At 61.2% G+C, this 25348-nt stretch carries 24 protein-coding genes; 21 read left to right on the top strand and 3 right to left on the bottom strand.

Annotated features, from left to right (window positions below; all coding sequences use genetic code 11):
* Positions 1 to 158 precede the first annotated feature (158 nt).
* From CupriaWKF_RS30865 to CupriaWKF_RS30825, 9 genes are all read left to right on the top strand, one after another.
* Positions 159 to 1691 carry an SNF2-related protein gene (locus CupriaWKF_RS30865; RefSeq protein WP_276104126.1) on the top strand — a complete coding sequence of 511 codons (1533 nt, stop codon included), beginning with the start codon at positions 159 to 161 and terminating at the stop codon, positions 1689 to 1691.
* Between the two features lie 812 nt (positions 1692 to 2503).
* Positions 2504 to 4015, top strand: coding sequence for an aldehyde dehydrogenase family protein (locus CupriaWKF_RS30860; RefSeq protein ID WP_276103880.1), 1512 nt, complete (start codon positions 2504 to 2506; stop codon positions 4013 to 4015).
* A 247-nt stretch (positions 4016 to 4262) separates the two neighbouring features.
* Positions 4263 to 5345 carry a hypothetical protein gene (locus tag CupriaWKF_RS30855; RefSeq protein ID WP_276103879.1) on the top strand — a complete coding sequence of 361 codons (1083 nt, stop codon included), beginning with the start codon at positions 4263 to 4265 and terminating at the stop codon, positions 5343 to 5345.
* Positions 5346 to 5421: 76 nt separating this feature from the next.
* Positions 5422 to 6594: an acyl-CoA dehydrogenase family protein gene (locus CupriaWKF_RS30850; RefSeq protein WP_276103878.1), complete on the top strand. Its 1173-nt coding sequence runs from the start codon at positions 5422 to 5424 to the stop codon at positions 6592 to 6594.
* Positions 6595 to 6670: 76 nt separating this feature from the next.
* Complete coding sequence (locus CupriaWKF_RS30845; RefSeq protein WP_276103877.1) at positions 6671 to 8182, top strand: class I adenylate-forming enzyme family protein; 1512 nt, start codon at positions 6671 to 6673, stop codon at positions 8180 to 8182.
* Between the two features lie 48 nt (positions 8183 to 8230).
* Positions 8231 to 9022, top strand: coding sequence for a crotonase/enoyl-CoA hydratase family protein (locus CupriaWKF_RS30840; RefSeq protein ID WP_276103876.1), 792 nt, complete (start codon positions 8231 to 8233; stop codon positions 9020 to 9022).
* Positions 9019 to 10191 carry a thiolase family protein gene (locus CupriaWKF_RS30835; protein ID WP_276103875.1) on the top strand — a complete coding sequence of 391 codons (1173 nt, stop codon included), beginning with the start codon at positions 9019 to 9021 and terminating at the stop codon, positions 10189 to 10191. The genes CupriaWKF_RS30840 and CupriaWKF_RS30835 overlap by 4 nt, the downstream gene beginning before the upstream one ends.
* Positions 10192 to 10209: 18 nt before the next feature.
* Positions 10210 to 10647, top strand: a complete 438-nt coding sequence (locus CupriaWKF_RS30830; RefSeq protein WP_276103874.1) for a Zn-ribbon domain-containing OB-fold protein — start codon at positions 10210 to 10212, stop codon at positions 10645 to 10647.
* Positions 10648 to 10676: 29 nt separating this feature from the next.
* The gene (locus CupriaWKF_RS30825; protein ID WP_276103873.1) at positions 10677 to 11597 is read left to right on the top strand and encodes a LysR family transcriptional regulator; all 921 of its coding nucleotides are present in this window, start codon (positions 10677 to 10679) and stop codon (positions 11595 to 11597) included.
* 292 nt (positions 11598 to 11889) lie between these two features.
* On the opposite strand, the gene CupriaWKF_RS30820 is transcribed toward CupriaWKF_RS30825, so the two are convergent.
* Positions 11890 to 12225 carry a glutathione S-transferase C-terminal domain-containing protein gene (locus tag CupriaWKF_RS30820; RefSeq protein WP_276103871.1) on the bottom strand — a complete coding sequence of 112 codons (336 nt, stop codon included), beginning with the start codon at positions 12223 to 12225 and terminating at the stop codon, positions 11890 to 11892.
* 35 nt (positions 12226 to 12260) lie between these two features.
* Complete coding sequence (locus CupriaWKF_RS30815; RefSeq protein ID WP_276103870.1) at positions 12261 to 12704, bottom strand: phosphate-starvation-inducible PsiE family protein; 444 nt, start codon at positions 12702 to 12704, stop codon at positions 12261 to 12263.
* Between the two features lie 696 nt (positions 12705 to 13400).
* Between CupriaWKF_RS30815 and CupriaWKF_RS30810 the strand changes: the two genes are divergently transcribed.
* Positions 13401 to 14186 (top strand): transporter substrate-binding domain-containing protein, encoded by a 786-nt coding sequence (locus CupriaWKF_RS30810; RefSeq protein WP_276103869.1) that lies wholly within the window; start codon positions 13401 to 13403, stop codon positions 14184 to 14186.
* Positions 14187 to 14390: 204 nt separating this feature from the next.
* Here the strand turns inward: CupriaWKF_RS30810 and mgtA are convergent, their stop codons facing one another.
* Positions 14391 to 16970: a magnesium-translocating P-type ATPase gene (gene mgtA / locus CupriaWKF_RS30805; RefSeq protein ID WP_276103868.1), complete on the bottom strand. Its 2580-nt coding sequence runs from the start codon at positions 16968 to 16970 to the stop codon at positions 14391 to 14393.
* Between the two features lie 503 nt (positions 16971 to 17473).
* Here mgtA and CupriaWKF_RS30800 point away from each other — a divergent pair.
* The 11 genes from CupriaWKF_RS30800 (at position 17474) to CupriaWKF_RS30750 (ending at position 25348) form a co-directional block, all read left to right on the top strand.
* The gene (locus CupriaWKF_RS30800) at positions 17474 to 19138 is read left to right on the top strand and encodes a PRTRC system ParB family protein (protein ID WP_276103867.1); all 1665 of its coding nucleotides are present in this window, start codon (positions 17474 to 17476) and stop codon (positions 19136 to 19138) included.
* A 61-nt stretch (positions 19139 to 19199) separates the two neighbouring features.
* Positions 19200 to 19652, top strand: coding sequence for a PRTRC system protein E (locus CupriaWKF_RS30795; RefSeq protein WP_276103866.1), 453 nt, complete (start codon positions 19200 to 19202; stop codon positions 19650 to 19652).
* Positions 19653 to 19663: 11 nt separating this feature from the next.
* Positions 19664 to 19888, top strand: a complete 225-nt coding sequence (locus tag CupriaWKF_RS30790; RefSeq protein ID WP_223999906.1) for a PRTRC system protein C — start codon at positions 19664 to 19666, stop codon at positions 19886 to 19888.
* Positions 19889 to 19981: 93 nt separating this feature from the next.
* A complete protein-coding gene (locus CupriaWKF_RS30785; RefSeq protein WP_276103865.1) occupies positions 19982 to 21121 on the top strand; it encodes a PRTRC system protein F in 1140 nt (379 codons plus the stop codon).
* Between the two features lie 8 nt (positions 21122 to 21129).
* A complete protein-coding gene (locus tag CupriaWKF_RS30780) occupies positions 21130 to 21849 on the top strand; it encodes a PRTRC system protein B (protein ID WP_276103864.1) in 720 nt (239 codons plus the stop codon).
* 2 nt (positions 21850 to 21851) lie between these two features.
* Entirely contained in the window at positions 21852 to 22496 is a 645-nt protein-coding gene (locus tag CupriaWKF_RS30775; RefSeq protein WP_276103862.1) for a PRTRC system protein A, read from the top strand.
* Positions 22493 to 23287 (top strand): PRTRC system ThiF family protein, encoded by a 795-nt coding sequence (locus CupriaWKF_RS30770; protein ID WP_276103861.1) that lies wholly within the window; start codon positions 22493 to 22495, stop codon positions 23285 to 23287. Before CupriaWKF_RS30775 ends, CupriaWKF_RS30770 begins: the two co-directional genes overlap by 4 nt.
* A 61-nt stretch (positions 23288 to 23348) precedes the next feature.
* A complete protein-coding gene (locus CupriaWKF_RS30765; RefSeq protein ID WP_276103860.1) occupies positions 23349 to 23609 on the top strand; it encodes a hypothetical protein in 261 nt (86 codons plus the stop codon).
* A gap of 123 nt (positions 23610 to 23732) precedes the next feature.
* Positions 23733 to 24200, top strand: a complete 468-nt coding sequence (locus CupriaWKF_RS30760) for a hypothetical protein (protein WP_276103859.1) — start codon at positions 23733 to 23735, stop codon at positions 24198 to 24200.
* Positions 24201 to 24389: 189 nt separating this feature from the next.
* A complete protein-coding gene (locus tag CupriaWKF_RS30755; protein WP_276103857.1) occupies positions 24390 to 24770 on the top strand; it encodes a hypothetical protein in 381 nt (126 codons plus the stop codon).
* Positions 24771 to 24967: 197 nt separating this feature from the next.
* Positions 24968 to 25348, top strand: a complete 381-nt coding sequence (locus tag CupriaWKF_RS30750; protein WP_276103856.1) for a hypothetical protein — start codon at positions 24968 to 24970, stop codon at positions 25346 to 25348.

The raw sequence follows: 25348 nt of genomic DNA, 5'->3' as shown, positions 1-25348 counted from the left end.
CCGACGATCGTCTCTATGGCGAACCGCGCCTGGCCAACCAGTTGCTCGACGACGAAGGGCCCGCCATCACGCGCCCCATAACCTCGCAGAAACGGGTACGCATCGCCCATGACGGACGGCGCATCGTGTTCGGCTTCGAGTGTGGATTCACCGAGGCCATGGTGCTCAACCGGGTGCTGGAGAGCCGGATCGTGTCGCTGGAGGGCCGACGCCTGCCGCGTGGCTTCCGCTATGCGGGTACGGGACGGTTGGATCTCGAAGCCTATCTGGCGCAGGACGACCCAATCGAAGCGCTGGGCCAGCTCATCAAACTGGTGAAGGCTGCGGGCGGCGAGCCGGAGTTCGCGCCGGGCTTCCTCGAGCACTTCCGCCGCAGGGTGCGCCGCAGCGCGCGTCAGGCGCTGCCGCTCCGCCATGCCGTATGGACGACGGGCGCGGGCCAGGCCGACACGATGGTAGGGGCGGCGACGAAGTCTCATCTAGTCGACCCCAGCTCGTGGGGTAGCCCCGTGCTCAAGGCGGGCCAGCAAGTGCGCTTCGACCGCCTACCAGATGGCATGTACGCCTACGAGTGTGCGGGCAAGCGACATGCGATGTCCCTGGACGAACTCATGACGCGCTTCTCTGTCGAGAAATCGGCACAGGCGTGGGAAGTCGTCCACGAGGGCCTGCAGCGCCAGTACCCGCACCAGGCAAACCAGTTGCGCAAGCGGCTGCTTGCGTTGGGAATCGACAAGTGGCTGGACTGGGAATTCCAACAGGAGGACCTGGTCGAGTTGCTGCTCAAGCCCAACGGGGCGGTGGCGGCGTGGGAGCAAGGCTGCGGCAAGTCGCGCTTGGCCGCGGCATTGATCCTGCTATCGGGTGTCCGGCATGGCCTGATCGTGGTCGAGGCCCGGCTGGTGCCGGAGATGCGCGCGGAACTGGCGCAGATCCTGCCACCTGGCGACGTCCACGTCATCCAGTCGTCAGAAGATCTGGGTGCGCTCGGTCGAATCAACTTGATTGCCTATGAGCGTTTGCGCATGCCCATATGCCGTGAGGCGTCTCGGCGCGTCACATATGCCCACCGGTTGCGCCGTCGCATTGGCCTGCTGGTAGCGGACGAAGGTGAGCGGCTGTCGAACCCGGCCAGTGACCAGAGCCGTGCGCTGTGGCAGCTCTCGGCCAGGCGTCGCTACATCCTGACCGGCAGCCCCATTGCCAACTACCCGCGCGACATCTTCGGATTGATCGCATTCACGGGTGGAGATGGCACGGCGGCCCAGCCCTACGGCTACCGGCGCGGTTATCTGGAAGCCAACTGGCTCGCATCGGTGCAGTACGCCGAGCGCGGTATCGACCGCTTCCGCAATGACTTCGTTGTGCTGGAATGGGTGACGTGGGAGTTCGCGGAGAGCCTGCAGGACGGGGCGAAGCGCGAGGTGCCGAAGATCGGCAACTTGCCGCGGTATCGGCAGATGCTGGCACCGCATGTGAAGTGCCGATTGGTGTGCGAACCGGATGTGTCGCGATACATCCAGATCGACCCGCCAGCAGTCGAGGTGGTCGAGTCGGATTGGGATCCTGCCCACCTGTCGCTCTACCTGCGTACGGCGGACGAGTTTGCCGAGTGGTACCGGGACATGCGCAAGATCGAGGGGAAGTCCAACAACCTGATCGCAATCCTGGCACGCACGGGGTCGAGGTGATTTGCCTGGACCGGCTGGTGCACGGCATCCACGAATCGGAGCTGGATGGATGGCATGTCGCCGGCGCCGTTACCACGCTACTTTCGCGTCCAATTGGGCCGCGCCAGCGGATGAATTGATGGCCAGAGGCGGATCGCAGTACGCGGTCCGCCTAGCGGTACTATTCGGCGAAAGAGATAGCAAATTCGTGAGCTTTCGGCGCACGAAGGCACCCACGCACACGTTATGATGGACTTCAGTGGCGCTCCCGCTACTGACCCGACCTCGTAAGACTCACCCTCCCCATGCGGGAGGGTTTTTTTTCGTCTTCCGGCGATGCACGGGAAGACCGAGAACGGCCATGAGCCGCCGTTCAGATGTGTCATCAGTCGGACGTTCAGGCGTCAGTTCAGCCCTGTAACCGGTCATCCGATTACCGCGTGACTGCCTGCCGACAGCAGCCGATTTATCGGGGGTGACGTGATCCACGAGCATTCGGCGGCCGAACTTTACGAGTGTGAGCCAAATCGGAAATAGAGCGTTGACGGACTGCTATTGGCCCTGGCAAGCGTCCTATCGCCTCTGAGATCCGCTTCGCCTGTGCCAGCCGGCAGCAGAGCCATCAGGTAAGACCGGCAATTTGGCATTTCGGGACTGCCATTTGACGTCTCGGGACAAGCTAGTCAACAGCGGCGCCACTGTCTTCACATCAAGTAGCACGCTGCGCTAGTGTTCTCTTTTTCAGAACACGATTGCTCATCGTGTGTGATTGATCGGGCCACCCCCTCCAACCATACTGCCCCGGACGGACACAACTGACTGGAGCATTCAAGATGGAGCAATCGAAAGCAGGATTCCTGGTGGCGGCCTTTGCCGAATTCTTTCCCGGCTCCACGGAGATCGCTTCCTATGTGGGCGGAAAATTGATTCCCGGCACCGGCGACGAGATTCAATTATTCGACCCTGCGACCGGAGAGAAGAGTATCAGCTATCGCGACGCCGGCGCCGAAGTGGCCGCGCTCGCTTGCGTGGCCGCACACGAGGCGCAGAAGATCTGGTGGGGCATGACGCACGCAGCGCGTGGGCGCACCCTGTTCGCGGTAGCGGCGAAGATCCGCGAGCACGGCGAAGCGCTGGCACGCCTGGAATCGATTTCGACCGGCAAGCCAATCCGCGATAGCCGTCGCGAGGCCGAAATGGTGGCCGAAATGTTCGAGTTCTACTCAGGCTGGGCCGATAAGTTTCACGGCGACGTCATCGCCGTGCCAACGACACACCTCAACTACACGCGCCGCGAGCCTTACGGCACGATCCTCCATGTCACGCCGTGGAATATCCCGATCCTGTCGTTCGGCTGGCAAGTCGCGCCGACCATCGCTGTAGGCAATGCAGTGCTGCTCAAGCCGTCGGAGCTGACGCCGTTCACGTCGCTGGCGGTCGCCTCGTTGGCTGAACAGGCAGGCCTGCCTGCCGGGTTGGTCAACGTGCTGGCCGGCTACGGTCACACAACGGCCCAGGCAGCCATCGCGAACAGCATCGTGCGTAAGGTCGTCTTCGTCGGCTCGCCTGCAACGGGCGCAAAGATCGCCGAATCTGCTGCGCGGCATCTGCTCCCCTGCATCCTTGAACTCGGCGGCAAGTCCGCGAATATCGTCTTCGAAGACACAAACCTCGACATGGCCGCAATTGGCGCCCAGGCAGCCGTCTACTCGGGCACGGGCCAGAGCTGCACCGCTGGATCGCGCTTGCTCGTGCAGCGCCGAGTCTACGACGAACTGGTCGACAAAGTGGCGGACGGTGCGCGCCGGCTGCGCATCGGGCATCCGCTCGAATCGTCGACGGAGATTGGACCAATCAGTAACCGCGGCCAGTACGAGCACATCAAGCGGATGATCGTTGCGGGCGTCGCAGAAGGCGCCCAACTCGCGGCCGGCACCACAGATTTCAAGCCAGGCGGCTATTACGTCCAGCCGACGCTGTTCGCTGGCGTCTCGAACTCCATGCAGGTCGCCCGCACCGAGATCTTCGGACCCGTGATCGCCGCGATTCCGTTTGACACGGAGGAGGAGGCGATCGCGATCGCCAATGACAGCGAATTCGGCCTGGCTGGCGCGGTGTGGACCAACGACGTCGCCCGCGCGCACCGTGTGGCGGGCCAGGTGGACGCCGGCACATTCTGGGTCAACGGTTACCGCTCCGTGCATGTTGCTTCGCCATTTGGCGGTTACAAGAACAGCGGCTACGGGCGCACGAGCGGCGTCGAGGCGCTTTACGAATACACGCAGACCAAGAGCGTATGGGTTCAGACCGCCGCCACGCCCACGACCCGGGTGGGCCGTTCGTGACATCGCTCACCCATGCACTCCCACGCACGACCGGGAACAGCATGGCATCGAGTACAACCGCCCCATCGGGCCGCGAAACGAACCGCTCTTTCTCCTATGTAGGACTTATGGATATCCCTAGAAGAAAGTCAGTACGTCAAGCTATATCCTTCTCGCACCTATATAGAAGTTACGGGGTTAGTCGTGCGAGTCGGAGTGCTACGGACGTCGCGATTCACTTCATGTCGGCTATTAGGAGGTTTGAAAAATGCGTCTGATGACTAAGCTTGGCAGCGTTGCCTGCGTCTTGGCGATGCTCTGCGCTGGCACGGGTATTGCCCATGCGCAAGAATTCGCCGGCCGCGTGGTCAATGTCATTGTCAATTTTCCGGTGGGCGGGCCCACCGACCTGGAGGGCCGCGTTTTTGCGCAACATCTGCCGCGCTTTCTGAAAGGCACCAGCGCTGTTGTCGTTCGCAACGTTGCCGGCGCCGGCGGCATGATCGCCGTCAACCAACTCGGCGACGTCTCCGAGACGAATAACCTCAACATCGGCTTCTTTACCTGGGACCCGATGCAGCAGATATTGAAACATCCGAACTTGCGGGTCCAATTCAATGACCTCAAGTTCATTGCCGGCATGGAGCAGACCAACCTGCTATACATTCGGCGTGACACCGCCCCGGGCATCGCCAAGCCTGCCGACATTGCCAAAGTCAATACGTTTCACGCCGGCGTGCTTTCGAACGGTTCGGACTGGTCGGCGTTGCGCCAGAGTCTGGCCCTTGATCTGCTCGGCGCCAAATACCGGATCATCCCCGGCTACAAGGGGACGCGTGAGGCCGAAATGGCGATGATCCAAGGCGACATCCAGTTGGTCAGTAATTCCTTGCCCGGCTACAACTCCTTTGCCAAACCCAATTTGGTGGGCAAGGGTCTCGCGATTCCGCTCTTCCAATACGAACGCGGTGATGGCAACCTCGGACGCAGTCCCAACCTGCCCGATGTGCCCACCTTCCTGGAGGTCTATCGCGAAATCCACGGCGCCAATGCGAATCCGAGCGGCACGAAGTGGGAAGCGCTGCAGTTCCTGAACAGGATCTCGCGCATGCCGCGGGTGGTCTTCATGCCGCCCAATGCCCCCGATGCTGCCGTCGCTGAACTGCGCAGCGCCGTGGAAAGGATGGCGAAGGATCCGCAGTTCATCGCGCAGTACGAAATGGCTGCGCTCGCGCCGGCACATTTCGTCCGTCGTGCCGACGGCGAGCGCATCCTTGCCGAACTGAATAGCCTGCCGCCGGGGATGGTGACCTTCTTCAACCAGTACGTCCAGTCGAATTCATCGCGCTGAGCGCTGCCAGCGCGGCCAACGGCAGCCGCGTATATGCCGTCGGCGTGCGACGCAGCGGCGCTGAAAGGAAATGGGTATGGACGGAGACGATATGATGAATTTTGCGTTACCGGAAGAACTGCGCATGCTGAAGGAATCGCTGCGCCGCTTTGTGAATCAGGAGCTCATTCCGGCCGAACTCACTGCTCGCAAGGACGACAAGCTGATTCCCGAACTGCGCTCCCGCGTCGAGGCGTTCGGGAAAGAATTGGGACTTGACAAGTTCGATGTGCCCGTCGAATACGGCGGACTGGGCTTCGGCCTGCTCGCCAAGACCGTCGTGTGGTCGGAACTCGCCCGCACAGTGGCCTTGCCGGTACGGGCGATCAATCCGTTCGGCGCGACGGTGTACCCCGTGCTTTATGAACTCGACGCCTCGCAAAAGGAGCGCTTTCTCTTGCCGACACTGCGCGGCGAATTGAAATGGTGCTTTGCTCAGACCGAGCCCGATGCGGGCTCTGACCCCGGCGGCATGAAGACCACTGCCGTGCGCGACGGCGATCATTACGTAATCAACGGTTTCAAGCGCTTCATCACCGGCGCGGCTGATGCCGATTATGCGCAATTGATGGCCGCGACCGACCGCACAAAGGGCTCGCACGGCGGGATCTCTGCCTTCATCGTCGACATGAAATCTCCCGGGGTCAAACTGCTGCGCGCACAGAAGATGCTGGTCGACGACACGCCTTGGGAAATCGCCTTCGACGATGTCAGAGTGCCGGTGGAAAATCGCATCGGCGCCGAAGGTGAAGGCTTCAGGCACGCACAGAAAGTGCTCACCGTACTTCGCGTGCGTCATGGCGCCAAGGCCTGCGGGGTGATGGAGCGCTGTCTCGAGTTGGCCGCGAGCTACGCGAAGGAGCGGGTGACCTTCGACAAGCCGCTTGCTGAACGGCAAGGCGTGCAATGGTTGATCGCCGATTCCTACCTCGAGTGGCACCAGCTCGAACTGATGGTCAGGCACGCAGCGTGGAAACACGATCGCGGCGAGGACATTCGCACGGAAGCTTACATGGTGAAGAATTTCGGTGACAGCAAATCCTTTGAAGCTGCGGATCGATGCATGCAAGTCCACGGCGGTATCGGACTCTCGACCGAACTGCCGATCGAGAAATTCTGGCGTGATCAGCGCAGCATGTTGGTCACCGATGGGCCGACCGACGTTCTCAAGGTCGCCATTGCCCGGCATGCATTGAATGTGTTCGGCTGATGGCACTGGTGCGCCGAGGCGCATTGCCGATCCAGGCAAATCATCGCGCCCGAATCTGTTTCCTTTTGGAGAACCCATGAATCCAAGCCGCATCCACGAACTCCTCGAGCCGTGGCTCGCGAGTGAGCCCGACCGCGAGTTCATCCATCTCCCCGATCGCACTGTGACGTATGCCGAGGTCGGCGCGATGGCCAGCGCCCTGGAGACGGAACTGCTCGCCTTGGGCGTGCGCCCCGGCGATCGGGTGGTCATCGTGACGGAGAACTGCACTCAGCATATCGCCTTGCTGCTCGCTTGCAGTCGCGTCGGCGCGTGGTCCTGCGGAGTCAATGCCCGCATGGCCGCCGGTGAAGTCGATGCCTTTGCGCAATTGGTCGATGCGCGGGTGGTCTACTTCACCACGGCAGTCTCGGCGGCGGCGATGACCCATGCCCGGCGGCACCAAGCCCGGTCATCGACGGTCGACGGTCTCATGCACAGCGACGTGCGCCTTGAAGCGGTCGCCGAACAAGGTAGCGAAGCCGAACGCGTCGCGGCGATCATCTCCACCTCCGGCACCACCGGAAGGCCAAAGGGCGTCATGGTGACCCACGCGGCCGTGCTGCATGCCGCGCGTGTCTCCTGCAAATCGCGCGGCCTGGGTCGCGACGATCGCCTGTGCTTGTTCGTGCCGATGACCCATATCTTTGGCCTCGCCGCTGTGCTGGCCTCTTCGCTCCTTTCGGGCGCAACATTGGTCTTGCAGCAGACTTTCTCTGCCGCCGATGTGCTCGACGCACTCGCCCATCATCGGGTCAGCCAGTTGCAAGGTCCGCCGGCGCTGTATTCGCGCCTCCTTGCCCATCTCGAGACGCATGGCATTGACCGGCCATCAGCGCCGCATCTGCGCTACATCTACACGGGAAGCAGTCCGCTCGATATCGCGCTGAAAGAGCGCGTGGAGGCTTGTTTCGGCCTGCCGCTGCACCACGGTTACGCGAGTTCGGAATCCCCGGTCGGCTGCGCCACCACAAGCAACGTGCGGCGCCAGGACACCGCCGCAGGCTATCTCCTGGAAGGCATGTCCATTCGCATCGTGGACACCAATCATCGCGATGTAGCGGCGGGAGAGACCGGGGAGATCTGGCTCGCCGGGCCGTATCTGACGCCCGGTTACTTTCGAGATCCCGAGGCTACCCGGCAGGCGTTCCGTCCCGGCGGCTGGTATGCCACCGGTGACCTTGGGCGGCTGGGGGAGGACGGCGCGCTGTTCATCGTCGGCCGACTGAAGGAGCTCATCATCCGCTCCGGCTTCAATGTGTATCCGGCAGAAGTGGAAGCGGTGCTCAATCAGCATCCCAGCGTACAGCGCTCGGCGGTCGTTGGGCAGCGAGAGCCTGATGGCAACGAGAGGGTGATCGCCTTCCTCGAGCTTCGCGACGGCATGGGTTTCGATGAGCAAGCACTGCGCGGCTACCTGCGGGAGCAACTAGCGCCCTACAAGCAACCGGCACTGTTTCGCGTGCTGCCCTCCATGCCGATGACTGACACCGGCAAGTTGCTCAAACGAAATTTGCTCGCCCACATCGATGCAGTGGCGCAGGGATGACCGGGCTGTTGCCCTCGTGAAATGAACGAAACATCGAAGGAGAAAGAAATGAGCCAGGAAGTAGTGAGTTATGAACTCGATGGCGACGTTGCCATTATCGGTCTCAACCGCCCGGCCAAGCGTAATGCCTTCAACGACGAACTGCATAAGCAGTTGCATGCGGCAGTGATGCGCGCGGGTGAAGAGGCCAGGTGCGGCGTGCTGTTCGGTCATGGGGAGTGCTTCAGCGGTGGGCTGGATCTCGCCTACGCCGCGTCGATGTGGGAAAGCGGCCAGGACCACAAACTGCCGTATCCCCGCAATTACGACACTGAGCTGATCGCTCGGGGGAGGATACCCTTCGTCTCTGCCTTGCATGGCGCCACCATCGGTGGCGGCTTCGAGGCCGCGGCCAGCACCCATATTCGGGTCGCCGACGAAACGGCGTTCTTCGCCCTGCCTGAAGGCCAGCGTGGCATCTTCGTCGGCGGCGCCGGCTCGGTGCGGATCAGCCGGCTGATCGGGACCGCCCTCATGACGGATTTGATGTTGACGGGACGCGTGCTGAACGCCGAGGAGGCGCTGCGCTTCAACGCGGTGCAGTATGTGGTGCCCACGGGGCAGGCGCTGGAGAAGGCAGTTACATTGGCCCGGCGCATCTGTGCCAACGCGCCGCTGACCAATTTCGCCATCACCAATGCCTTGCCGCGCATCCGGGATATGTCTTACGACGATGGCATCTTCGTCGAGCGGCTGGTCAGTGAATATACCCTCAGCCCGGAATCGACCGCGCGTCTGAGCGAGTTCCTGAACAAGAAAGCGGCGCCCATCAAGGCGCCGGGAGGGGGGGAGACGCTGTGAACGGCCTACGCGATTCGGCAATCGTCGCCTACGCCGAAACCAAGATCATGGAGAAAAGCGACCGCGACGTCTGGGAGCTTGATGCCGAGGTCCTCGAAGCCTTGCTCGAGCGCAGCGGCTTCGAGAAGGGCGAGATCGACGGCCTGGTCATGGCCGGGTTCGGGCTGACAGCGGCGGGTGAGAGCTTCTGGGCACAAGTCACGGCCGACCAGCTCGGCCTGGAACTCGACTACTGCGACCAGGTGCATATCGGCGGCTGTTCAGCCACCGGCAGTGTCGCACGTGCCGCGGCCGCGATCGATGCTGGCCTATGCACCACGGTCTTGCTGCTGTTCGCCGATACTGGCGTGGCGGAAAACAACCGAGGTGACCGCAGCTTCCGCCGCGAGTGGGCCGATCCGTACGGCGTATTTGGCCCCCCCGACGCTTTCGGCTTGCTGACGAGGCGCTACGAGCATCAGTATGGACTTGACTACGAGATGCTGGGCAAGCTCGCGGTCACCCAGCGTGCCCATGCCGTGTTGAACGAGAACGCCTGCGAGAAGCTGCGCAAGCCGATCACTATCGATGACTACCTCAACTCGCGCATGATCGCCGACCCGATACGTCTGCTCGATTGCGTTATGCGCTGCGACGCCGCTTCCGGCCTGCTGATGACCAGCCGGCGACGCGCCAGGGAAAAGGGCATCGACAAGTTCGTCACACCGATCGGCTACGGAGAGCGGACCAACTTCCTGGGCGGGGAGAACTTCGTCGATGTTACCCGCAGTGGCCACGAGGCTTGCGGCAAACGCGCCCTCGCCCAGGCAGGACTCGCGCTCAAGGATGTTGCATCGTTTCATCCCTACGACGATTTCATCATCGCGATCATGCTGCAGCTCGAGGCGTTCGGCTTTTGTGGGCCTGGTCAGGGCGTGCAGTTCATCCGCGAAATGAACTTTGCTTTCGATGGTGATCTACCGTTGAATACCGGCGGCGGCCAGATCTCGGCGGGGCAAGCGGCATGCTGTTCGCACAACCTGACCGAGGCAGTGAGGCAGTTGATGGGCGAGGGCGGTGCGCGTCAGGTCAGGAATACCGCCAATGCGCTGGTGAGTGGCATCGGCTGGATCAATTACTCGCGCAACTGGGGCACGAGCAGCGCCCTGGTCCTGGCTCCCAACGCATGATCAATACGCGAGGCGACAATGGCAACAGCTACTCCCGATCTTCTCAATGATACTTTTGGTGTCAAGCGCGCGATCCAGCCATCCAGCTTCACGCAGCCATTCTGGACGGCGACACGCGAGAAGAAGCTGGTGATCCAGTATTGCCGTGCGACCGGCAAGTATCAGCATTACCCGCGCCCAACAAGTATCTTCACCGGCCGCAAGACCGACATTGAATGGCGCGAGGTCTCGGGTCGAGGCGAAGTTTTCTCATGGACCGTGGTGCGGCGCGCCGCCACAGCTTTTCGTGGACACGAGCCCTATGTGGTCGCGTCGGTGACTCTCGATGTCGGCGTCAATGTGATTGCCAACCTGGTCAAGTGTTCACTGCATGAGGTTTGCATCGGCATGAAGGTCGTGCCCTACTGGCTGCCGATAGACGATGGCATGCACCTACTGATGTTTCAACCGGAGTAGGCGCCTACACGCCAGTCTGGGACGACCGCATGCCAGCCCCCTACACCGAAAGCCGTATTGGTTACCTGTATGAAGCGGTGCGCTGTGGCACGGTGCGCGCCGCGGCCGACTTCCTGGACATCGCGCCCTCGGCCGTGAGTCGGCAGATCGCACTGCTCGAGGAGGAACTTGCCACGCCGCTCGTCGAGCGTAACAAGCGCGGCGTCAAACCAACCGAGGCAGGCGCGCTGCTGCTCGAGTACTTTTCCCAGCAGCGCGCCCATCAGGCCGATCTCGTTTCGAAAATCCAGGAATTGCGCGGACTGCGCCGCGGCAAGGTCACTGTCGTCATGGGCGAGGGCTTTGCGTCGACGATGGTCGGCGGCCCGATACGGCAGTTCCGCGAAAGCCACCCGGAAATCTCGCTCACAGTTGACCTGTGCAGCACCAACGAAGTGGTGCGTCGGGTGGCCGAGGACGAGGCTGACATCGGGCTAGCGTTCAACCCGTCGCCCGACCCTAAGGTCGTCAGCCGCGCTGAATCTCGTCAACCGATGCACGCGGTCGTTGCGCCGGATTTCCCGCTCGCCGGCAAGTTCGGATCGGTCACGCTGGAGGACTTGCTTCCTTATCCGCTGGCATTGACGCATCCGGAGCACGGCACGCGGCGGCTGGTGGAGGCCGCGATGCTGCTCGACCGCGTCAGACTGACGCCAGCGTTGACAACGAATTCGGTCACCTTGCTCAAGCAGTTCATAACCAACAATCTCGGCTTCACGTTTCTTGCGCGGATCGCGGTTGCCCCTGAGCTGGAAGCCGGCCAGTTGACGGCAATCCCAGTCGAGAACCGGTTGCTCCAAAGTCCGGAGGCTCAATTGATCACGCGCGTGGGCCGCCAGCTTTCGCCTGCGGCGAACCGGTTGCTGCAACGACTAGCGGCGCAGATCCATCAGTACGACGCGGCGGTATGACCGGCGCCCACATCCTGGGGCACGCATACGGGCCTGCGGCTGTTGCTCCTCAATAGCAGTCGTAGCCGTCGCGAAAACCTGCAAGGCCGCTTGGGGTCGATCAGAGACGATAGCCGCTTCGCGGCGGGTATCGCCTGCCGACCGACCAGACTCGTCCATCTGCCAGATTGGTACGGATAACCGCCTATGGAATGCGTGCCCTTTCTGCCTCCCCGCCCCTCGAAAGTTTCGCTTGCTCGGGGCTGCCATAGACCGACGGCTGGGGTATCCTCAGGCTGCTTCGGCCCCGAACTTACGCCGTGGCGCTAGGACGAGCGGAAACGACTTCATGCCACCGCGTGACCGCGACATGCGTCGCGGGCATAGGCATTGCAAGCGCTTTCGCCGCGAAGTCGACGGTAGCGAGGGCGGTGATATCAGCCGCGGAGAAGTGGCCACCCGCGACAAATGCCGCGTGTCCCAATTGCGCTTCCAGGTCGTCATAGAAATTAGCAACCCGTTGTTTGCTGCGCTCGACGAGTGCGGGAATCTGCTCGTACCCATGCGGACCCGAAATGGCTCGCCCCTTGAGTCCCGCGGCAGCGTTGCGCACACCTTCCATCACTGCGGCAAATCCCTCGACCTCCATGCGTCGCTCCCACATCGAGTGAAGCACCGCTGGCCTCAATCCGTAGAGGGTGACGCCTTGTATCGGAGCAAAAAATAGCCGCCCGTTAGCGCCAACACTACCGCGGCAACGCCGATGAGGGAAACGCCCGGCATGTGCTCCATATCCAAATTGATCACGTGGCGGCCGATGGCAATGATGGCCACGGCCAAGATGGTTTCCAGCCGAACGCGGTGCGATTTGAAATACACGCGCAACGTTTCCATAAGCTCGAGCCCGAGAATGATGAGTAGCACACCGGAAAAAGCCGTCTGCACCGACTTCATGAGTTCCGGAACGGTATCGATGCTGCGAACACGCTCGATGAGATCGGAGGAAAACATGACCCAAAGCTGGATGACCATCGCTAGGATCACCGCCATCAGCAGGATCTGAGCAGCCACCAAAACGGATTGTTCGAACCAGTAGGTGATCTTCGAGGTGAATTTTTCATTTTGCATGGCGGATGAAACTCCTTGTCAAAAGCGGACATTTCAAAATAAGCGTGCCGCGGAGGCGGGCCTTTGCTCCTGCCGCCACTCAGTTAGCATTTGATGCCTTATGTCTGCAAGACACGAGCACGCGCCGGAGGATTTCAGTTTCACATGTGCGTCAAGGCGCATTTGTCGCGCGTTTTGTGGCGATTTGCGGCGGCTGAGGCTCACCACTCTTATACCGAATTATCCATGGCGGGATAATTATCCGGCGTCGGTATAAAAGTGCGCGGGTGTGCCCAGATGAGTTGGATCGGTGACGCCAAGGGCACTTGCCATATTTGGCAAAGAAAATCTGGTGGATGTGCGCCTCGCGATGGTTTGATATCAGGCCTGGCCGGCTCCAAAACCGGACAGAAACCGCGTGGATGGCCGTTGTAGATTGAAAGCTGTCGTCGAGGCCGACTCCGTTCGACTGGCCGCAATGGGTCGGCTTCTGCCCGCCAGCGCCAACGCGCTCAATCTCAGAATCGATCACGCGCTTGCCGGCCAATCTCAGTCAGTCACCACTGGCTGCCCAACGGCTGGTTTGTCTGTCAACGCACACATGAGCCTTTCCGCGCTTGATATTGCCTGCAACATGTTGCGTCGTCATAGCAAGGCGATCAAGGCGTGCGGTCGGTCAGTGAACTTGTTCGTCGTAAAGCATCAACGGAGGATGGAATGAGAGCGATTCCATGGCTTGCCGCCGCGGTAGTTGGATTTCTGATTGAAGGTTGCGCGGGTATCGCTTCCGCGCCTAGTCAGGAGGAGCGACAGGTACTGGCCCCAACAGGCAAGCTCCGTGTAGCGCTCTATCTCGGCGCGCCCGCGTCCATTGTTCGCGGTGCCACGCTGGATGAGTCAAAGGGGGTGGGGTTCGATCTGGGCAAGGAGATGGCCCGGCGTATCGGGGTTCCATTCGAACCAGTGGTGTACCCCTCGCCAGGGGCCATCATGGACGGCCTGAAGTCCAGCGAGTGGGACCTCACCATCTTTGGGCCAACCCCAGAGCGCGAACGTGTCTTAAACTTCACCGTCCCGTTTCTCGTAATTGAGCACGGCTACCTCGTTCCCGCCGGCTCTCCGATCTTGACCATCGACGCAGTGGATCGGTCGGGAACGCGCATTGGTGTGCCGCAGGGTGGGTCCGTGAACGCATCTTTGGCGCGCATAATCAAGAATGCCACCCTGATCGTGAGTCCGAGTGTTCCCGCCGGGGAGGAAATGCTCAGGTCCGGAAAGGTGGACGTCTTTGCCGCTAATAAGGCAAACCTGTTCGGGTTGTCGGAAAAGATGCCTGGGTCCCGAGTTCTTGATGGTCGGATTGGTGTGGACGAAGTTGCCATAGCACTCCCGAAAGGCCGTGAGCCCGGAATGACCTATGTGCGAAAGTTCATTGAGGACGCGAAATCCGATGGACTAATCAAGGCGGCGGTTCAAAGAGCGGGCCTGCGCGGCACGCGCTGACAACTGAAAAAGGCAGTGGTTTCTAACCTGCCGGTGATGGCCGGTCGTCGGCAACGTTGTCCGCCTTCCTGGTAGCTGCGTGACCGACTGAATCCGCAGTCAGGAGTTGCCTGTGGCGCCAGCACGCCAGTGCGCGGGTGGGTCGACGTCAGAGACCGGCCGCAGATTCAACCGCGCTCTCGGCCGGACGTATGAACGTCGGCTTCACTCAGGTAATGGCCTTCCGCTGGTGAGCCTGTCCATCTGCCTGTGCGCCGCGAAATAGCGATAGAACAATCGCTTTATCCATTCCACGGCGACCAAATAGCAGAGCAGTATCGCCAATAGAATCAGAAAAAACTGAAACGGTGGTGCGACGAAGCCGAGCAGCGCAGCGACCGGCATAAAGGGCAATGAGCCGGCAATGAGCACAACCGAGAGCGAAGCAATCGTCAATACGCGACTCGGCCGACTCTTGAACGGGCTGCCCTGGGTTCGAATGATAAAGATCACCAATACTTGAGTGGCAATCGACTCGATAAACCAGCCAGTGTGAAATAGCCCTTCGCCCGCGTTGAGCACCTTCAGCATGATGAAAAATGTCAAGAAGTCGAAGACCGAGCTCACTGGACCGACCACCCACATGAAATTGCGAATGAATGTCGTATCCCAATGCTTGGGATGCGTAAGGAAATCGTCATCCACGTTATCCATCGGAATAGGCAGTTCCGAGATATCGTAAAGCAGGTTATTGAGAAGAATTTGTGCCGGCAACATCGGCAAAAAGGCGAGAAATATCGTCGCGCCCGCCATGCTGAACATATTGCCGAAATTCGAGCTGGTTCCCATCATGATGTACTTCATGATATTGGCGAAGGTCCGTCTACCTTCCAGCACGCCAGCACGCAATACATTTAAGTCTTGCCGCAGCAGGATCATCGCTGCCGCCGCCTTGGCCACGTCAACCGCGCTATCGACAGAAATGCCGATATCCGCGGAATGAAGCGAGGGTGCGTCATTGATACCGTCGCCAAGATAACCGACGGTATGTCCTTGGGCTTTCAGGCTCAGGATAACGCGGTTTTTCTGCGCCGGCGTGACCCGGCAAAGCAGGTTGGCATCCCTTATCCGCACAGCCAGTGCAGTATCGTCCATTTGCCGGATTTCGTTGCCGGTGAGCACCCCCGTGACTGGCACGCCAAGTTGTGTAAACACGTGCCGGGTGACCAGCTCGCTGTCACCGGTGATGATCTTGACGTCCACGCCAATTTCCGCCAAGTCTTTGAGCGCCTTGGCGGCACTGGACTTAGGGGGATCGAGGAAGGCGGCAAAGCCGGCGAAGATTAGTTCGGCTTCATCACTCAATACCGCGTGCGAGTGGTTCGGCGCGACCAATCTCCACGCGATGCCAAGCACTTTGAAGCCTTCCCGCCCAAGACTGTCGTCCAACGCCTGGATGGTCGCCAGCGCGGCTTCATCCAGAGGTTGCATCCCCGGTGCCTCGCCAAGCGCGTATTGCGTGGAAAGTTTGAGAATGTCCTCTGGCGCGCCCTTTACCACCAACAGCCGCTGCCGACCATCGTCGAGCAACACCGAGACACGCCTGCGCTCGAAATCGAATGGCACCTCGTCGATCTTGCGCCAATGGCCGACCTCGATCTCCCTGTGCTCAAGGATGGCGGCGTCCAAGGGGCTTTTGAGGCCGGTTTCAAAATAGCTATTGAGGTAAGCCAACTGCAGGACCTGCGCGCTATCGCGCCCTTGCGCATCCAGATGCCGTTCCAAATGGATGCGTGCTTCGGTCAGCGTGCCGGTCTTGTCGGTGCACAGGATGTCCATGCTGCCCAGGTTATGAATCGCGGCGAGTTGCTTTACGATGACGTGTTGTCGGGCCATGCGCATTGCGCCGCGCGAGAGCGTTACCGTGACAACCATCGGCAGGAGTTCCGGCGTCAGCCCGACCGCAAGCGCGATGGCGAAGAGAAACGACTCGAGGAAGGGGCGATGGAACAGCGCATTGACCAGAAACACAAAAAGCACCAGCAGCACGGTCAAGCGCATGATCAACATGCCAAAACTATGCGTACCCAGCTCAAAAGCGGTAGGCGGTGCCTTGGTCACCAGCGAATCCGCGACGTTGCCAACGGCGGTATCCGCACCAATCTGGCACACCATCGCTTTGGCCATCCCGCTGATCACGGACGTCCCCATGAAGACAGCGTTCTCAGCCTGATTGAGGTCGCCCGCCGGTTCAGCGAGGTCGGCCGCGTACTTCTCAACTGGGTAGGATTCGCCCGTTAGCGCCGCCTGATTGACAAAAAAATCCTTGGCCTCGATCAAGCGGCAATCTGCCGGTATGAGATCGCCGGCGGCAAGAAGAACGACATCGCCGGGAACCAGCGTGGCGATCGGCATGTCCTGCAAATGTCCATCGCGCATCACGCTTGCACGGACCGCGACAGTTTGTTTAAGCTGTTCCGCAGCTTGCCCCGCTCGATACTCCTGGACGAAATCCAGGGTCACGCTGACAAGAACGATGACCCAGATGATCGTGAATCCGGTGAGCTCGCCAGTCAGCGCCGACACGGCACTGGCGACGAGCAGGATCATCACAAGGGGATTCCTGAAGTGGCTCAGATACTGCAGTAACAGGGATCGTCCACCGCCCGGCTGCAGCGTATTGGGGCCGAAGCGCGCTGCCCTTTGGCGTGCTTCCGACTGGCTCAAGCCCTCAGGTGATGACGCCAAACGGGCCTGGAGCGCGGCAGAAGGCTGGTTCCAAAACTGTTGTTCCGGGAAATCCATTGCATATACCTTCTGCGGCAACTACGCGCTCGGCTAGGCAGATGAAGACGGCTTGGGGTCAGTACGTTAGCACAAAAGGAAGGGGCCGCTCCCAAGCATCTTGGTCGATCGGCGCGGTTCGCCGTGAGTGGCGGTTCGCTTGGGCGAGTTCTTGCCGATTGGCCCCCGGATAACTATTGACTGCTCTACCATGAGTGCGGCTGTTGAGGCGAGGCAAGGTCGAATGGCGGTAGTGGGTCGCAGATTCAACCGGTTGCCGACAGGAGTTGGGAAGCCCCTCAATCGACCATCTCCACGGGGCGACTGGCGCAGTCAACACAAATCCGTTATTCTTTCGGCTACTTCCGCGTCTCCGACGCATCGACCTCGCACCACCGGTGCATAGATTTTTGCCGTAACTTGGCTTCCCGCTTTGCCGGGCCGCCATGCCTTCCTTCTTATCCCATCGGGAACCTGTTCCCGATGCGGCGACGGGTTCCCTTTTCCGTTCCGGAGAACCCATCATGCTGAACCCCACTATCGCCGTTGGCAAGATCAATCCTGGCCGCAATCCGCGCAAGTATTTCGATCCTGCCGAAATGGCAGAACTCACCGATTCCGTTCGCGAGAACGGTGTCATCCAGCCGATCCTGATCCGCCCACTGGGAGGTGACAGTTACGAGCTGGTGGCCGGTGAGCGTCGCCTGCGCGCCGCCAAGGAAGCACACGGCGACTACTACGAAATCCCCGTCACCATTCGCGAGATGTCCGAAGAGGAAGCCGACCGGCTCGCACTCATCGAGAACGTCCAGCGTGCGGACATGGCGCCCTCCGAGGAAGCCGTGGCCGCCGCGCGGATTGTCGGTCAACTCAAGGGCGACCGCGATGAGGCTGCCCGCGTACTCGGCTGGTCCCGCTCCACGCTGGACAAGCGTCTGGCGCTGATGAACTGCAGCGAAGCCGTGCTCGACGCGCTCAACACGCGCGCGCTCCAGCTTGGTCACGCCGAACTCCTGGCTACCCTGGCTAAGGACAAGCAGGACAAGCTCCTGCCGGTCATCATCGCCGAGAAGAAGTCGATCGCCGAACTGAAGAAGACCATCGAGGCCGCCGCGTGCAGCCTCGCCACGGCCATCTTCGACAAGGCCGACTGCGCTGCCTGCCCGCACAATTCGTCGTTGCAGACGGAGATGTTCGGTGAAGCCATTGCCACCGGCAATTGCACCAACCGAGCGTGCTACAGCCAGAAGACCGATAAACAACTGGAAACGGTTGCCTACGGCCTGAAGGATGAGTACCCGGTGATCCGGATTGTGCGCGCGGGGGACAACCACACGCGTGTGCAACTGGTGGTGGACGGCCCAACCGGCGTTGGCGAGGAACAGGCGAAAGCCTGTCACGCCTGCGAGAATTTCGGGGCGGCCGTTAGCGCCTTGCCGGACAGCATGGGCAAGGTCTATCGCGGCCAATGCTTCGATACGGCGTGCAACACCAAAAAGGTCGCGGCACGTCTGAAGGCGGAGCGCGACACCAAGGCGGCCACCCAGGCGCCCGCGAAAGCTGCGGCGAGCGCACAGGCTGCGTCGAAGGGAACCACCAAGGCTACGGCCGAGGAAAAGCCCGTCACGCAGATCAGCGAATCCGAGAAGGTGAAAGCCTACCGGACCGCGCTGTGGCGCAAGGCATTGCGTCGCGAGGCCGCGGCCAGTGCTGACACGGCCAACACCTATCTGCTGGCGATGGCACTGACGGGCCTGTCCCGCCACATTGCCGGTGACACGATGGGGAAAATCTTCGAGAAACTGGTGGACGAGAAGTCGTCGGCCACGGACATCAAGAAGAACCTGTCAGCAGTCCACGATCTGGACGCGGGCAAGCGCCAGAACCTGACCATTGCGCTCACCGTGGCTGCAATCGAAGGGATTGACGTCAGCCACCTGGTGGCGCTGTGCCAGTACCACAAGCTTGACCTGCGCCAGCACTGGAATCTTCAGAAGTCGAAGGACTTCCTGGAGATGCTCACGAAGTCCGAGATGAAGGTGCTTGCCGACGAACTCGGCTTGCGCGCCGCGCTTGGTGACAACTTCGCCAAGGCGTTCAACAAATCCAAACCGGAACTGATCGAGGCACTTCTCAACGTGGAAGGCTTCGACTACAGCGGCAAGGTGCCCAAGGTCCTTTGCTTCTGATTCATCTTCCCTGAGGCGCCGCGTGCGCCTCTCTTTCTCTCTATTCTTAAGGAATCCCCCCATGTTCTCGGAACTTGTTCCGCTCGTTCGCGCGAGCGAAAAGGTCGTGCTCACCCTCACCATGCAGGGCGATACGATGTCTGTTGTCGTCGTGCCGGTCATCAAGAACCCGACGGACGGTGCGCTCACAACGCCTCTGGCGTTGTCGGCGTCGCCGGCGGAGCTCGATGCTGGCTTTGCTGACGCGGTCGCCACGGTTACCGACGCTCGCCAGTCTCTGGCCGAGCAGGCCGAGGCCACGAAGTCGATTCTGGATGCGGCCAAGTCCACGCAGTCCGTCAAGGCGACGAAGGCGCTGGTCAAGGCCTCCCCCTCGTCAGCTTCGTCGTCGGCTGATGCCAGCGACGAGGACGATGAGGGCGATGAAGGTGCAAACGCTGGCACTGAGGCGAAAGCCGAGCCCGCGCAGCCTGCCGAACCGGCCGGCACCAACCTGTCTGATTTGCTCGGTTAAGGAGGATCGCAATGGCTATCGAAGTCAAGAAGCTCAAGCGCGAGTTCTCCTACAACGGCATGACGCTGATGGACCCGGGCCCGACGTTTTCCCCGGAACAGGTACGCGACGTTTATTCCGCCCAGTACCCGGAGCTGACCACCGCTGCGGTGGATGGCCCCGAGCACAAGGGCGATGTCGCGCACTACACGTTCGTTCGCGCCGCCGGCGCGAAGGGCGCCTATGCGCAAGTCTGATCTGATGAAGGCGCTGTCCACCGGACAGTTCAGCCATCCGAACACGAAGCCGCCCGAAAGGGCGGTTTTTTTTCATTCTGAGGAGACTCAACAATGCTGTTCGATCCTCGGTCGTTTGTTTTTGAAGACGTTGGAGGACAACCCGCATGGTCGTCATCGCGACAGCATTCCGCTGCCCAACATCGACCTGCCCATGATTTTCTGACGCTGCCGGTCATCCCAGCAGGGGTCCCCGGCAAGGCCGCTCTCGCCTACCCTGAGGATGTGGACTTCACGGACCTGGTTCGCGTGCAGTTCGCGACCGGCGTGCTGCGCGCTCGGGATGTCGTCGATCCAACGGGTGCAGGTGATGCCTTCGCGCAGGCGATGTTCGCGTGGATTGGCGCTCGCATGCCGAAGTGCCAGCGGTTGCAGTTCAGCCTGTCGCTGGTCGATCAATCTGCAGTAGCTGATCAGGTGAGCCAGTTCGGCTGGGACGAAGAGTTGGACAACCCGCTGTACCTGGGCATTGACTTGCCCGGCGACGAGACCTATGTCATCGGCATGGAGCGCGCGCAGGCATTGCGAGCGGCGCACCCATCGTTGCTCTACACGGCAATGGGCATCATCAATGCCGCGGCGGGCAAGTCGTTGTACCTCCGCACGCCGGATGAGTTGCTGGACATGTTCGCGCGCTGGCATTGGGAGTTTGATTCCACGCTCACCGATGACGACGATGCACGGAGCTTCTTGAAAGAGCGCTTCGGAGAGGACGATTCCGATATCGAGCGCTACCTGCCGTCCGTCGTGCGCCCTGAACTGGCACCCGATGACACGTTGCCGAAGTTCTGCCATACCAATTCGGCGTCGGCCCACCTGCGCACGCTAAGCCGCCGTTGTCTGCGCGCGCTGTCGCGTTCGCAAGACGGCTGGGTAGGGGAGCTATGTGGGGCGCTTGCCGACCTGCAGTTGCTCGTTGCCCAACAGGGCGAGCGGTCAGCGCTTGAAGGCTCGCAGTGGGCTGAGCCAGCCTACTCGGCCGCAATCATCGCGTTCAGCGATAGTGACTACGTCTCGGAACTCCTGGACGACCACTACGACTGCATCAACAACTCCGGTGATGCGACGCTTTTCCAGTGCTTCATTCCTCTAGCGAGCGAGGCCGACGCTATTCGCCGGCAGTTCCGTGATTTGGACGGGATGCTGCGGATCATCGGTGCCCTCGACCGCGTTCTCACTCTCATTTCTTCATAGGAGGCCTCATGGCCAGTATTCTGACCGCCTCACGGTCGCACGATGTGGCCCTGCAAGGGGCCATTTTGCTTTACGGCGCTCGGCCCGAGCAGTTCTCGTACGCAACCGCCCACGTCATCCAACAGGATGTGGGCGGGCGTCCGGTGATGGGACCTGGCACGCCGCTCAACCGGCAGGCGCTGATCTACGCCGTGCGGCAGGTTGCCAAGGAAGCGCTGCCGAAAGGCGAATTCCTGACGCCGAACGTCTTGTCGATCAGTCCCACCGCGGTGACGTGGTGGTGTCCGGCGGGCCAACAACGCGTCTTCTTCGATTGCAAGGAGCTTGGCAAACGCAGCGCTGTCGTTCCGCATCCGGCGCTGGTATTCCAGGCGTCTCATGCGGGATTCCGAGTCTTTGCGCTGGGCGGCGAAGATCGCCCGGCGCCGACCACGGTCCTGCATGAGCCTCCGTACTTCAACACCTGGGACCAGGGAAAGATCTGCATCGGGAGCGCACACGTGCCCAAGCAGATCGACGTGGCTTCCATTACCGGATGGGAAGAGAGTTTCTTCAACTCTGCATTCACTCACCCCAATGTGGGTGGCCAGCGCGTGAACTACGAGCGCGGCGCTTACGCCTTCTGGAAGGACATGCTTGAGGGGAAGTTTCCCAACTACCCCAAGACCGTCCTCATCCCCATGAACTTCACGCTGGCCGATCTCATCGCCGGCAAGCTCAACCATTGATCATGCATCCTGCTGATATTGCCCTGCAACAGTCCTTTCCGACCGTCATGGTTCCGCGCTTTGGCGATCTGCACCCAATGCAGACGTCCGGGGAACGGCTCCTGATTGGCCAGAACGGAATTTTCCTTGAAATCTCTCGCCCGTGGATTCGCCTGGTCCGCCGGCTGGCATCCTATGTATTCGAGACGCCGATCCCGTACGGTGCTGTCCAGCCGGCCACGGAGCTTCACTGCGGTCAGGTACCGCTGGAGTTAATTGGGCAGTTCGCCCGAATGGCTCGCGAAGCCCACCCGAACGAGACGGGCGCGTGGATTGTCTGGAACAGCCAGACCTGCGCGTTCCGGCTCATTCCGGTGCGAATCTTGGAGCACGGCCCGGGCCACCTTCGTTACGACCGGCCGCGGCTGGAAGAGGCAGAGGTGTTGGTGATGGACTGCCATTCGCATGGGCGCCATCGAGCGTGCTTCTCCTCGACCGATAATGCCGACGACCGTTTCGACGTGAAGTTTGCATTGGTCGTTGGTGAGTGTGACCGTCAGTATCCGTCACTGGCACTGCGCCTGTGCGCGAAGGGGATCATGGAAGACGTCAATCCGATCCCGGTCGCGTGGGTTCGTGCAACGGCAGCTTACGGGGAGGTCGCATGAGCCTCGTTCATCAGATCCCCGTTGCGATGACCCAGCGTGCGTGGAGTGTGGCGGTTGTCGGCGCCGGCGGTACCGGAAGCGCCTTGCTGCCGAATCTCGCCCGGCTGCACCATGCGATGTTGGAGCTCGGCCATCCCGGTGGCATTGACTGCACGGTGTATGACGACGACACGGTGAGCGAAACCAACGTGGGCCGCCAGGGGTTCTATCCGGTGGACGTAGGCCAGTACAAGGCTACGTTGCTGGTGAACCGGTTGAATAACCTGATGGGTACCCGCTGGGAAGCGGAAACACGCCGGATCGGTAGCAAAGACCGCTTCGTGTGCGACCTGGTGGTCGGTTGCGTCGACACGCGGGCGGCCCGTAAGGCCATCCTTGGGTCGATGCAACGCGGAACCGGTGGCTACTACCTCGACTGCGGCAACGAATCGGATAGCGGCCAGGTCATTCTTGGTCAGGTCCGAGGCAAGGCCGCCGAGCGGTTGCCTCATGTGGGCGATCTGTTCCCGGAACTGCTGAACCCGAAAGGGGACAAGGCGGATACGGCGCCGTCCTGCTCGATGGCCGATGCACTGCGCAAGCAGTCGCTGGTCATCAATCAGGCCATCGCCGTGCAGGCTTACAACCTGCTCTGGACGCTCTTTCGCACCGGCACGCTGCAGTACTGCGGTGCTTTCGTGAATCTGGCCGCCGGCCGGACGAACCCACTGCCGGTCGATCCGGCAGCCTGGGAGCGCTTCGGCTACAAGCTGCCAGCGAAGTCGCCACGTAAGCGCGCGAAAGCCGCATGATCCATCTTTGCATGCACCCACCCCCGACGATGTCGGGGGTTTTCCTATTCAGGAGTACATCATGTCCAAGATTCAGACCACCATTGCGCCGCCCTTTGGCTATCTGTATCACGATGCGGCGCACTGCGCGGCCTGCACACAGGCCAAGTTCCGCAGCCAGGGATACGGCCGGCCAAAGGACGGAAACGGCGTACCGTTCGCCCCGTTCACCGGGGATTTCTCCGGTTTTCAAAGTCTGTACCCCGAGCGTGACGCGGCAGATTGGCACGGTTGCACCTGCGATGACTGCGGACGATTGCTTGCCACAGGCCAGGACTGCTAACATAGCTGTACTTTCCGCGTCCCTGACGCATCGACCTTGCCGGCATCGCTGGCACAGCTTTTCTCTTCCCCCCTACGGGCCTTCCTGCCCGTAGGCATGTTGGCCCATTCATGTGAGGCCATCATGTTCAAGCGTTTCTTCCTGTTCGTTGCCATCGTTTGCCTGTTCACCGGCTGCGCTGCGCAATCCTCGCCGAATATCTATCGTGGATCCGACGCCATGCGCACCGGGTCCGTCGAGCAGGTGACCGTGCTACGCGTGCGCAATGTCGTCATCGCAGGCGACAGCATGCTCTCGGCAAGCTCTGGCGTACCGGCGATTCTCAGCACCTTGGTAGGCGCCGTGCTTGGCGCCCGCGTGATCGGCAACGGCGATGGTCGTTACATTGCCGGCGCCCTGTCGGGTACCGCGGCTGGCGTCGTTGGCCAGCTCACCGCCACACACCTGTCGCAGCGTGACGGCGTTGAGGTCATTGTCCGTACGGACAACGGCCGCCAGCTTGTCGTCACGCAAGGCTCCGAGCAGCAGTTCGTCACTGGCGAGCGGCTGTACTTGGTGTCGTCGGGTAGCGATTACCGCCTGACGCGATGACTAGAAGGCCATACAGGCTCTCCCATCCCTTGCAAGCCCGAGAGGGCTTGCCCCAGCGTTCGCGCTTGGGCAAGCGTTTTTGATGGCGTCGCACGACGCATCGAATCCTGCGCCTGGTTTGTCCAGGACCATCCCTTGCACCCACGGGGCACCGCCCCCGTGAGCGGCGTCCCTTTTCTGGAGCCGACTATGCAATCCGTTTCCCCGATCACTACTGAAGGCAAGACCGTGCAGGAAGTTTCCGACCTGCTCGCTCACACCCTACGTGCGCTCGAACTTGAGCCCGAGTGGATCATCCCGACAAACTTCCTCGCCGACGCCAATGAGGCGCAGTATGGCCTCCGACCCACCGCGCCCTGGCCAGCTGAGCATGCCCGCCACCGCTTCGCCGTCTCTGTGGAGCGCGGCATATCGGAAGGCTGGCGCGTCCACGTCGATCACATCGCAACGATCGTGGAGGGGCCCTCCGGCAGCACGACGCTGCGCAAGCTGGTCTCGGCCAAGATGTTTAATCGAGACCAGGCCTGGCAAACCGCTCGCGTCATCAATCGCGCGCTGGACCTGGACTGACACTTCGCTGACTGACGCGGCGCCCTCGGGCGTTGACGCCAGCCGGAGGAGGGCGTTTGCTCAATCGGAGGCGATTCGGCAAGCACCCTTTGATCGCGTCTTCGACGCATCGAACCCACGTCTGGCTTGCCCAGACCTTCACCCATGCGGGACACTGTCCCGTGGGGATGGCTGTCCCGATTTCTCAGAGACATGCCATGAAAATCCCTAAATCCTTTACGCGACCGCACCAGCCCGGCAACGCTGCCGCTTGTGCCACCCTCAAACGCGATGCCTCGCGTGTCATTCGCCGCCTGGCGAGCGACCTTGGTCTGCGCCAGCGGGACTTCAATGTTCGCGAGCGCCGCCATCGCCGCCATCAAGCCGACCTCTATGCGCTGCACACCGACACGCTGTATGTGCAGATTTCCCACGCGCCGCAGCAGACCGCTGCCAGCATGAGCTTTCGCACCTGCCGAGGCCGCGATGACCACACAGGCGGTCGCGACAATGCGGTCTGTCTGCAGTCGATCGGCTCTCCGGAAGGCTATGCCTCGCTCGTGGCCACGCTGCGCGTGGTAACGGGTCGGCGCAGTTGA

Source organism: Cupriavidus sp. WKF15 (genome assembly GCF_029278605.1).
Taxonomy (GTDB): Bacteria; Pseudomonadota; Gammaproteobacteria; order Burkholderiales; family Burkholderiaceae; genus Cupriavidus.
Note: the sequence above shows the minus strand (reverse complement) of the source record. Positions and strands in the feature narration are given on the sequence as shown.

What these genes read in the sequence shown, in the direction of transcription:
- CupriaWKF_RS30785 (WP_276103865.1), top strand. Translation starts at nt 19,982, where the DNA reads ATGCTGTTCGATCCTCGGTCGTTTGTTTTTGAAGACGTTGGAGGACAA.
- CupriaWKF_RS30755 (WP_276103857.1), top strand. Translation starts at nt 24,390, where the DNA reads ATGCAATCCGTTTCCCCGATCACTACTGAAGGCAAGACCGTGCAGGAA.
- CupriaWKF_RS30770 (WP_276103861.1), top strand. Translation starts at nt 22,493, where the DNA reads ATGAGCCTCGTTCATCAGATCCCCGTTGCGATGACCCAGCGTGCGTGG.
- CupriaWKF_RS30855 (WP_276103879.1), top strand. Translation starts at nt 4,263, where the DNA reads ATGCGTCTGATGACTAAGCTTGGCAGCGTTGCCTGCGTCTTGGCGATG.
- CupriaWKF_RS30860 (WP_276103880.1), top strand. Translation starts at nt 2,504, where the DNA reads ATGGAGCAATCGAAAGCAGGATTCCTGGTGGCGGCCTTTGCCGAATTC.
- CupriaWKF_RS30840 (WP_276103876.1), top strand. Translation starts at nt 8,231, where the DNA reads ATGAGCCAGGAAGTAGTGAGTTATGAACTCGATGGCGACGTTGCCATT.
- CupriaWKF_RS30800 (WP_276103867.1), top strand. Translation starts at nt 17,474, where the DNA reads ATGCTGAACCCCACTATCGCCGTTGGCAAGATCAATCCTGGCCGCAAT.
- CupriaWKF_RS30850 (WP_276103878.1), top strand. Translation starts at nt 5,422, where the DNA reads ATGGACGGAGACGATATGATGAATTTTGCGTTACCGGAAGAACTGCGC.
- CupriaWKF_RS30775 (WP_276103862.1), top strand. Translation starts at nt 21,852, where the DNA reads ATGCATCCTGCTGATATTGCCCTGCAACAGTCCTTTCCGACCGTCATG.
- CupriaWKF_RS30760 (WP_276103859.1), top strand. Translation starts at nt 23,733, where the DNA reads ATGTTCAAGCGTTTCTTCCTGTTCGTTGCCATCGTTTGCCTGTTCACC.
- CupriaWKF_RS30845 (WP_276103877.1), top strand. Translation starts at nt 6,671, where the DNA reads ATGAATCCAAGCCGCATCCACGAACTCCTCGAGCCGTGGCTCGCGAGT.
- CupriaWKF_RS30790 (WP_223999906.1), top strand. Translation starts at nt 19,664, where the DNA reads ATGGCTATCGAAGTCAAGAAGCTCAAGCGCGAGTTCTCCTACAACGGC.
- mgtA (WP_276103868.1), bottom strand. Translation starts at nt 16,970, where the DNA reads ATGGATTTCCCGGAACAACAGTTTTGGAACCAGCCTTCTGCCGCGCTC.
- CupriaWKF_RS30765 (WP_276103860.1), top strand. Translation starts at nt 23,349, where the DNA reads ATGTCCAAGATTCAGACCACCATTGCGCCGCCCTTTGGCTATCTGTAT.
- CupriaWKF_RS30750 (WP_276103856.1), top strand. Translation starts at nt 24,968, where the DNA reads ATGAAAATCCCTAAATCCTTTACGCGACCGCACCAGCCCGGCAACGCT.
- CupriaWKF_RS30820 (WP_276103871.1), bottom strand. Translation starts at nt 12,225, where the DNA reads ATGGAGGTCGAGGGATTTGCCGCAGTGATGGAAGGTGTGCGCAACGCT.
- CupriaWKF_RS30795 (WP_276103866.1), top strand. Translation starts at nt 19,200, where the DNA reads ATGTTCTCGGAACTTGTTCCGCTCGTTCGCGCGAGCGAAAAGGTCGTG.
- CupriaWKF_RS30815 (WP_276103870.1), bottom strand. Translation starts at nt 12,704, where the DNA reads ATGCAAAATGAAAAATTCACCTCGAAGATCACCTACTGGTTCGAACAA.
- CupriaWKF_RS30830 (WP_276103874.1), top strand. Translation starts at nt 10,210, where the DNA reads ATGGCAACAGCTACTCCCGATCTTCTCAATGATACTTTTGGTGTCAAG.
- CupriaWKF_RS30810 (WP_276103869.1), top strand. Translation starts at nt 13,401, where the DNA reads ATGAGAGCGATTCCATGGCTTGCCGCCGCGGTAGTTGGATTTCTGATT.
- CupriaWKF_RS30780 (WP_276103864.1), top strand. Translation starts at nt 21,130, where the DNA reads ATGGCCAGTATTCTGACCGCCTCACGGTCGCACGATGTGGCCCTGCAA.
- CupriaWKF_RS30825 (WP_276103873.1), top strand. Translation starts at nt 10,677, where the DNA reads ATGCCAGCCCCCTACACCGAAAGCCGTATTGGTTACCTGTATGAAGCG.
- CupriaWKF_RS30865 (WP_276104126.1), top strand. Translation starts at nt 159, where the DNA reads ATGGTGCTCAACCGGGTGCTGGAGAGCCGGATCGTGTCGCTGGAGGGC.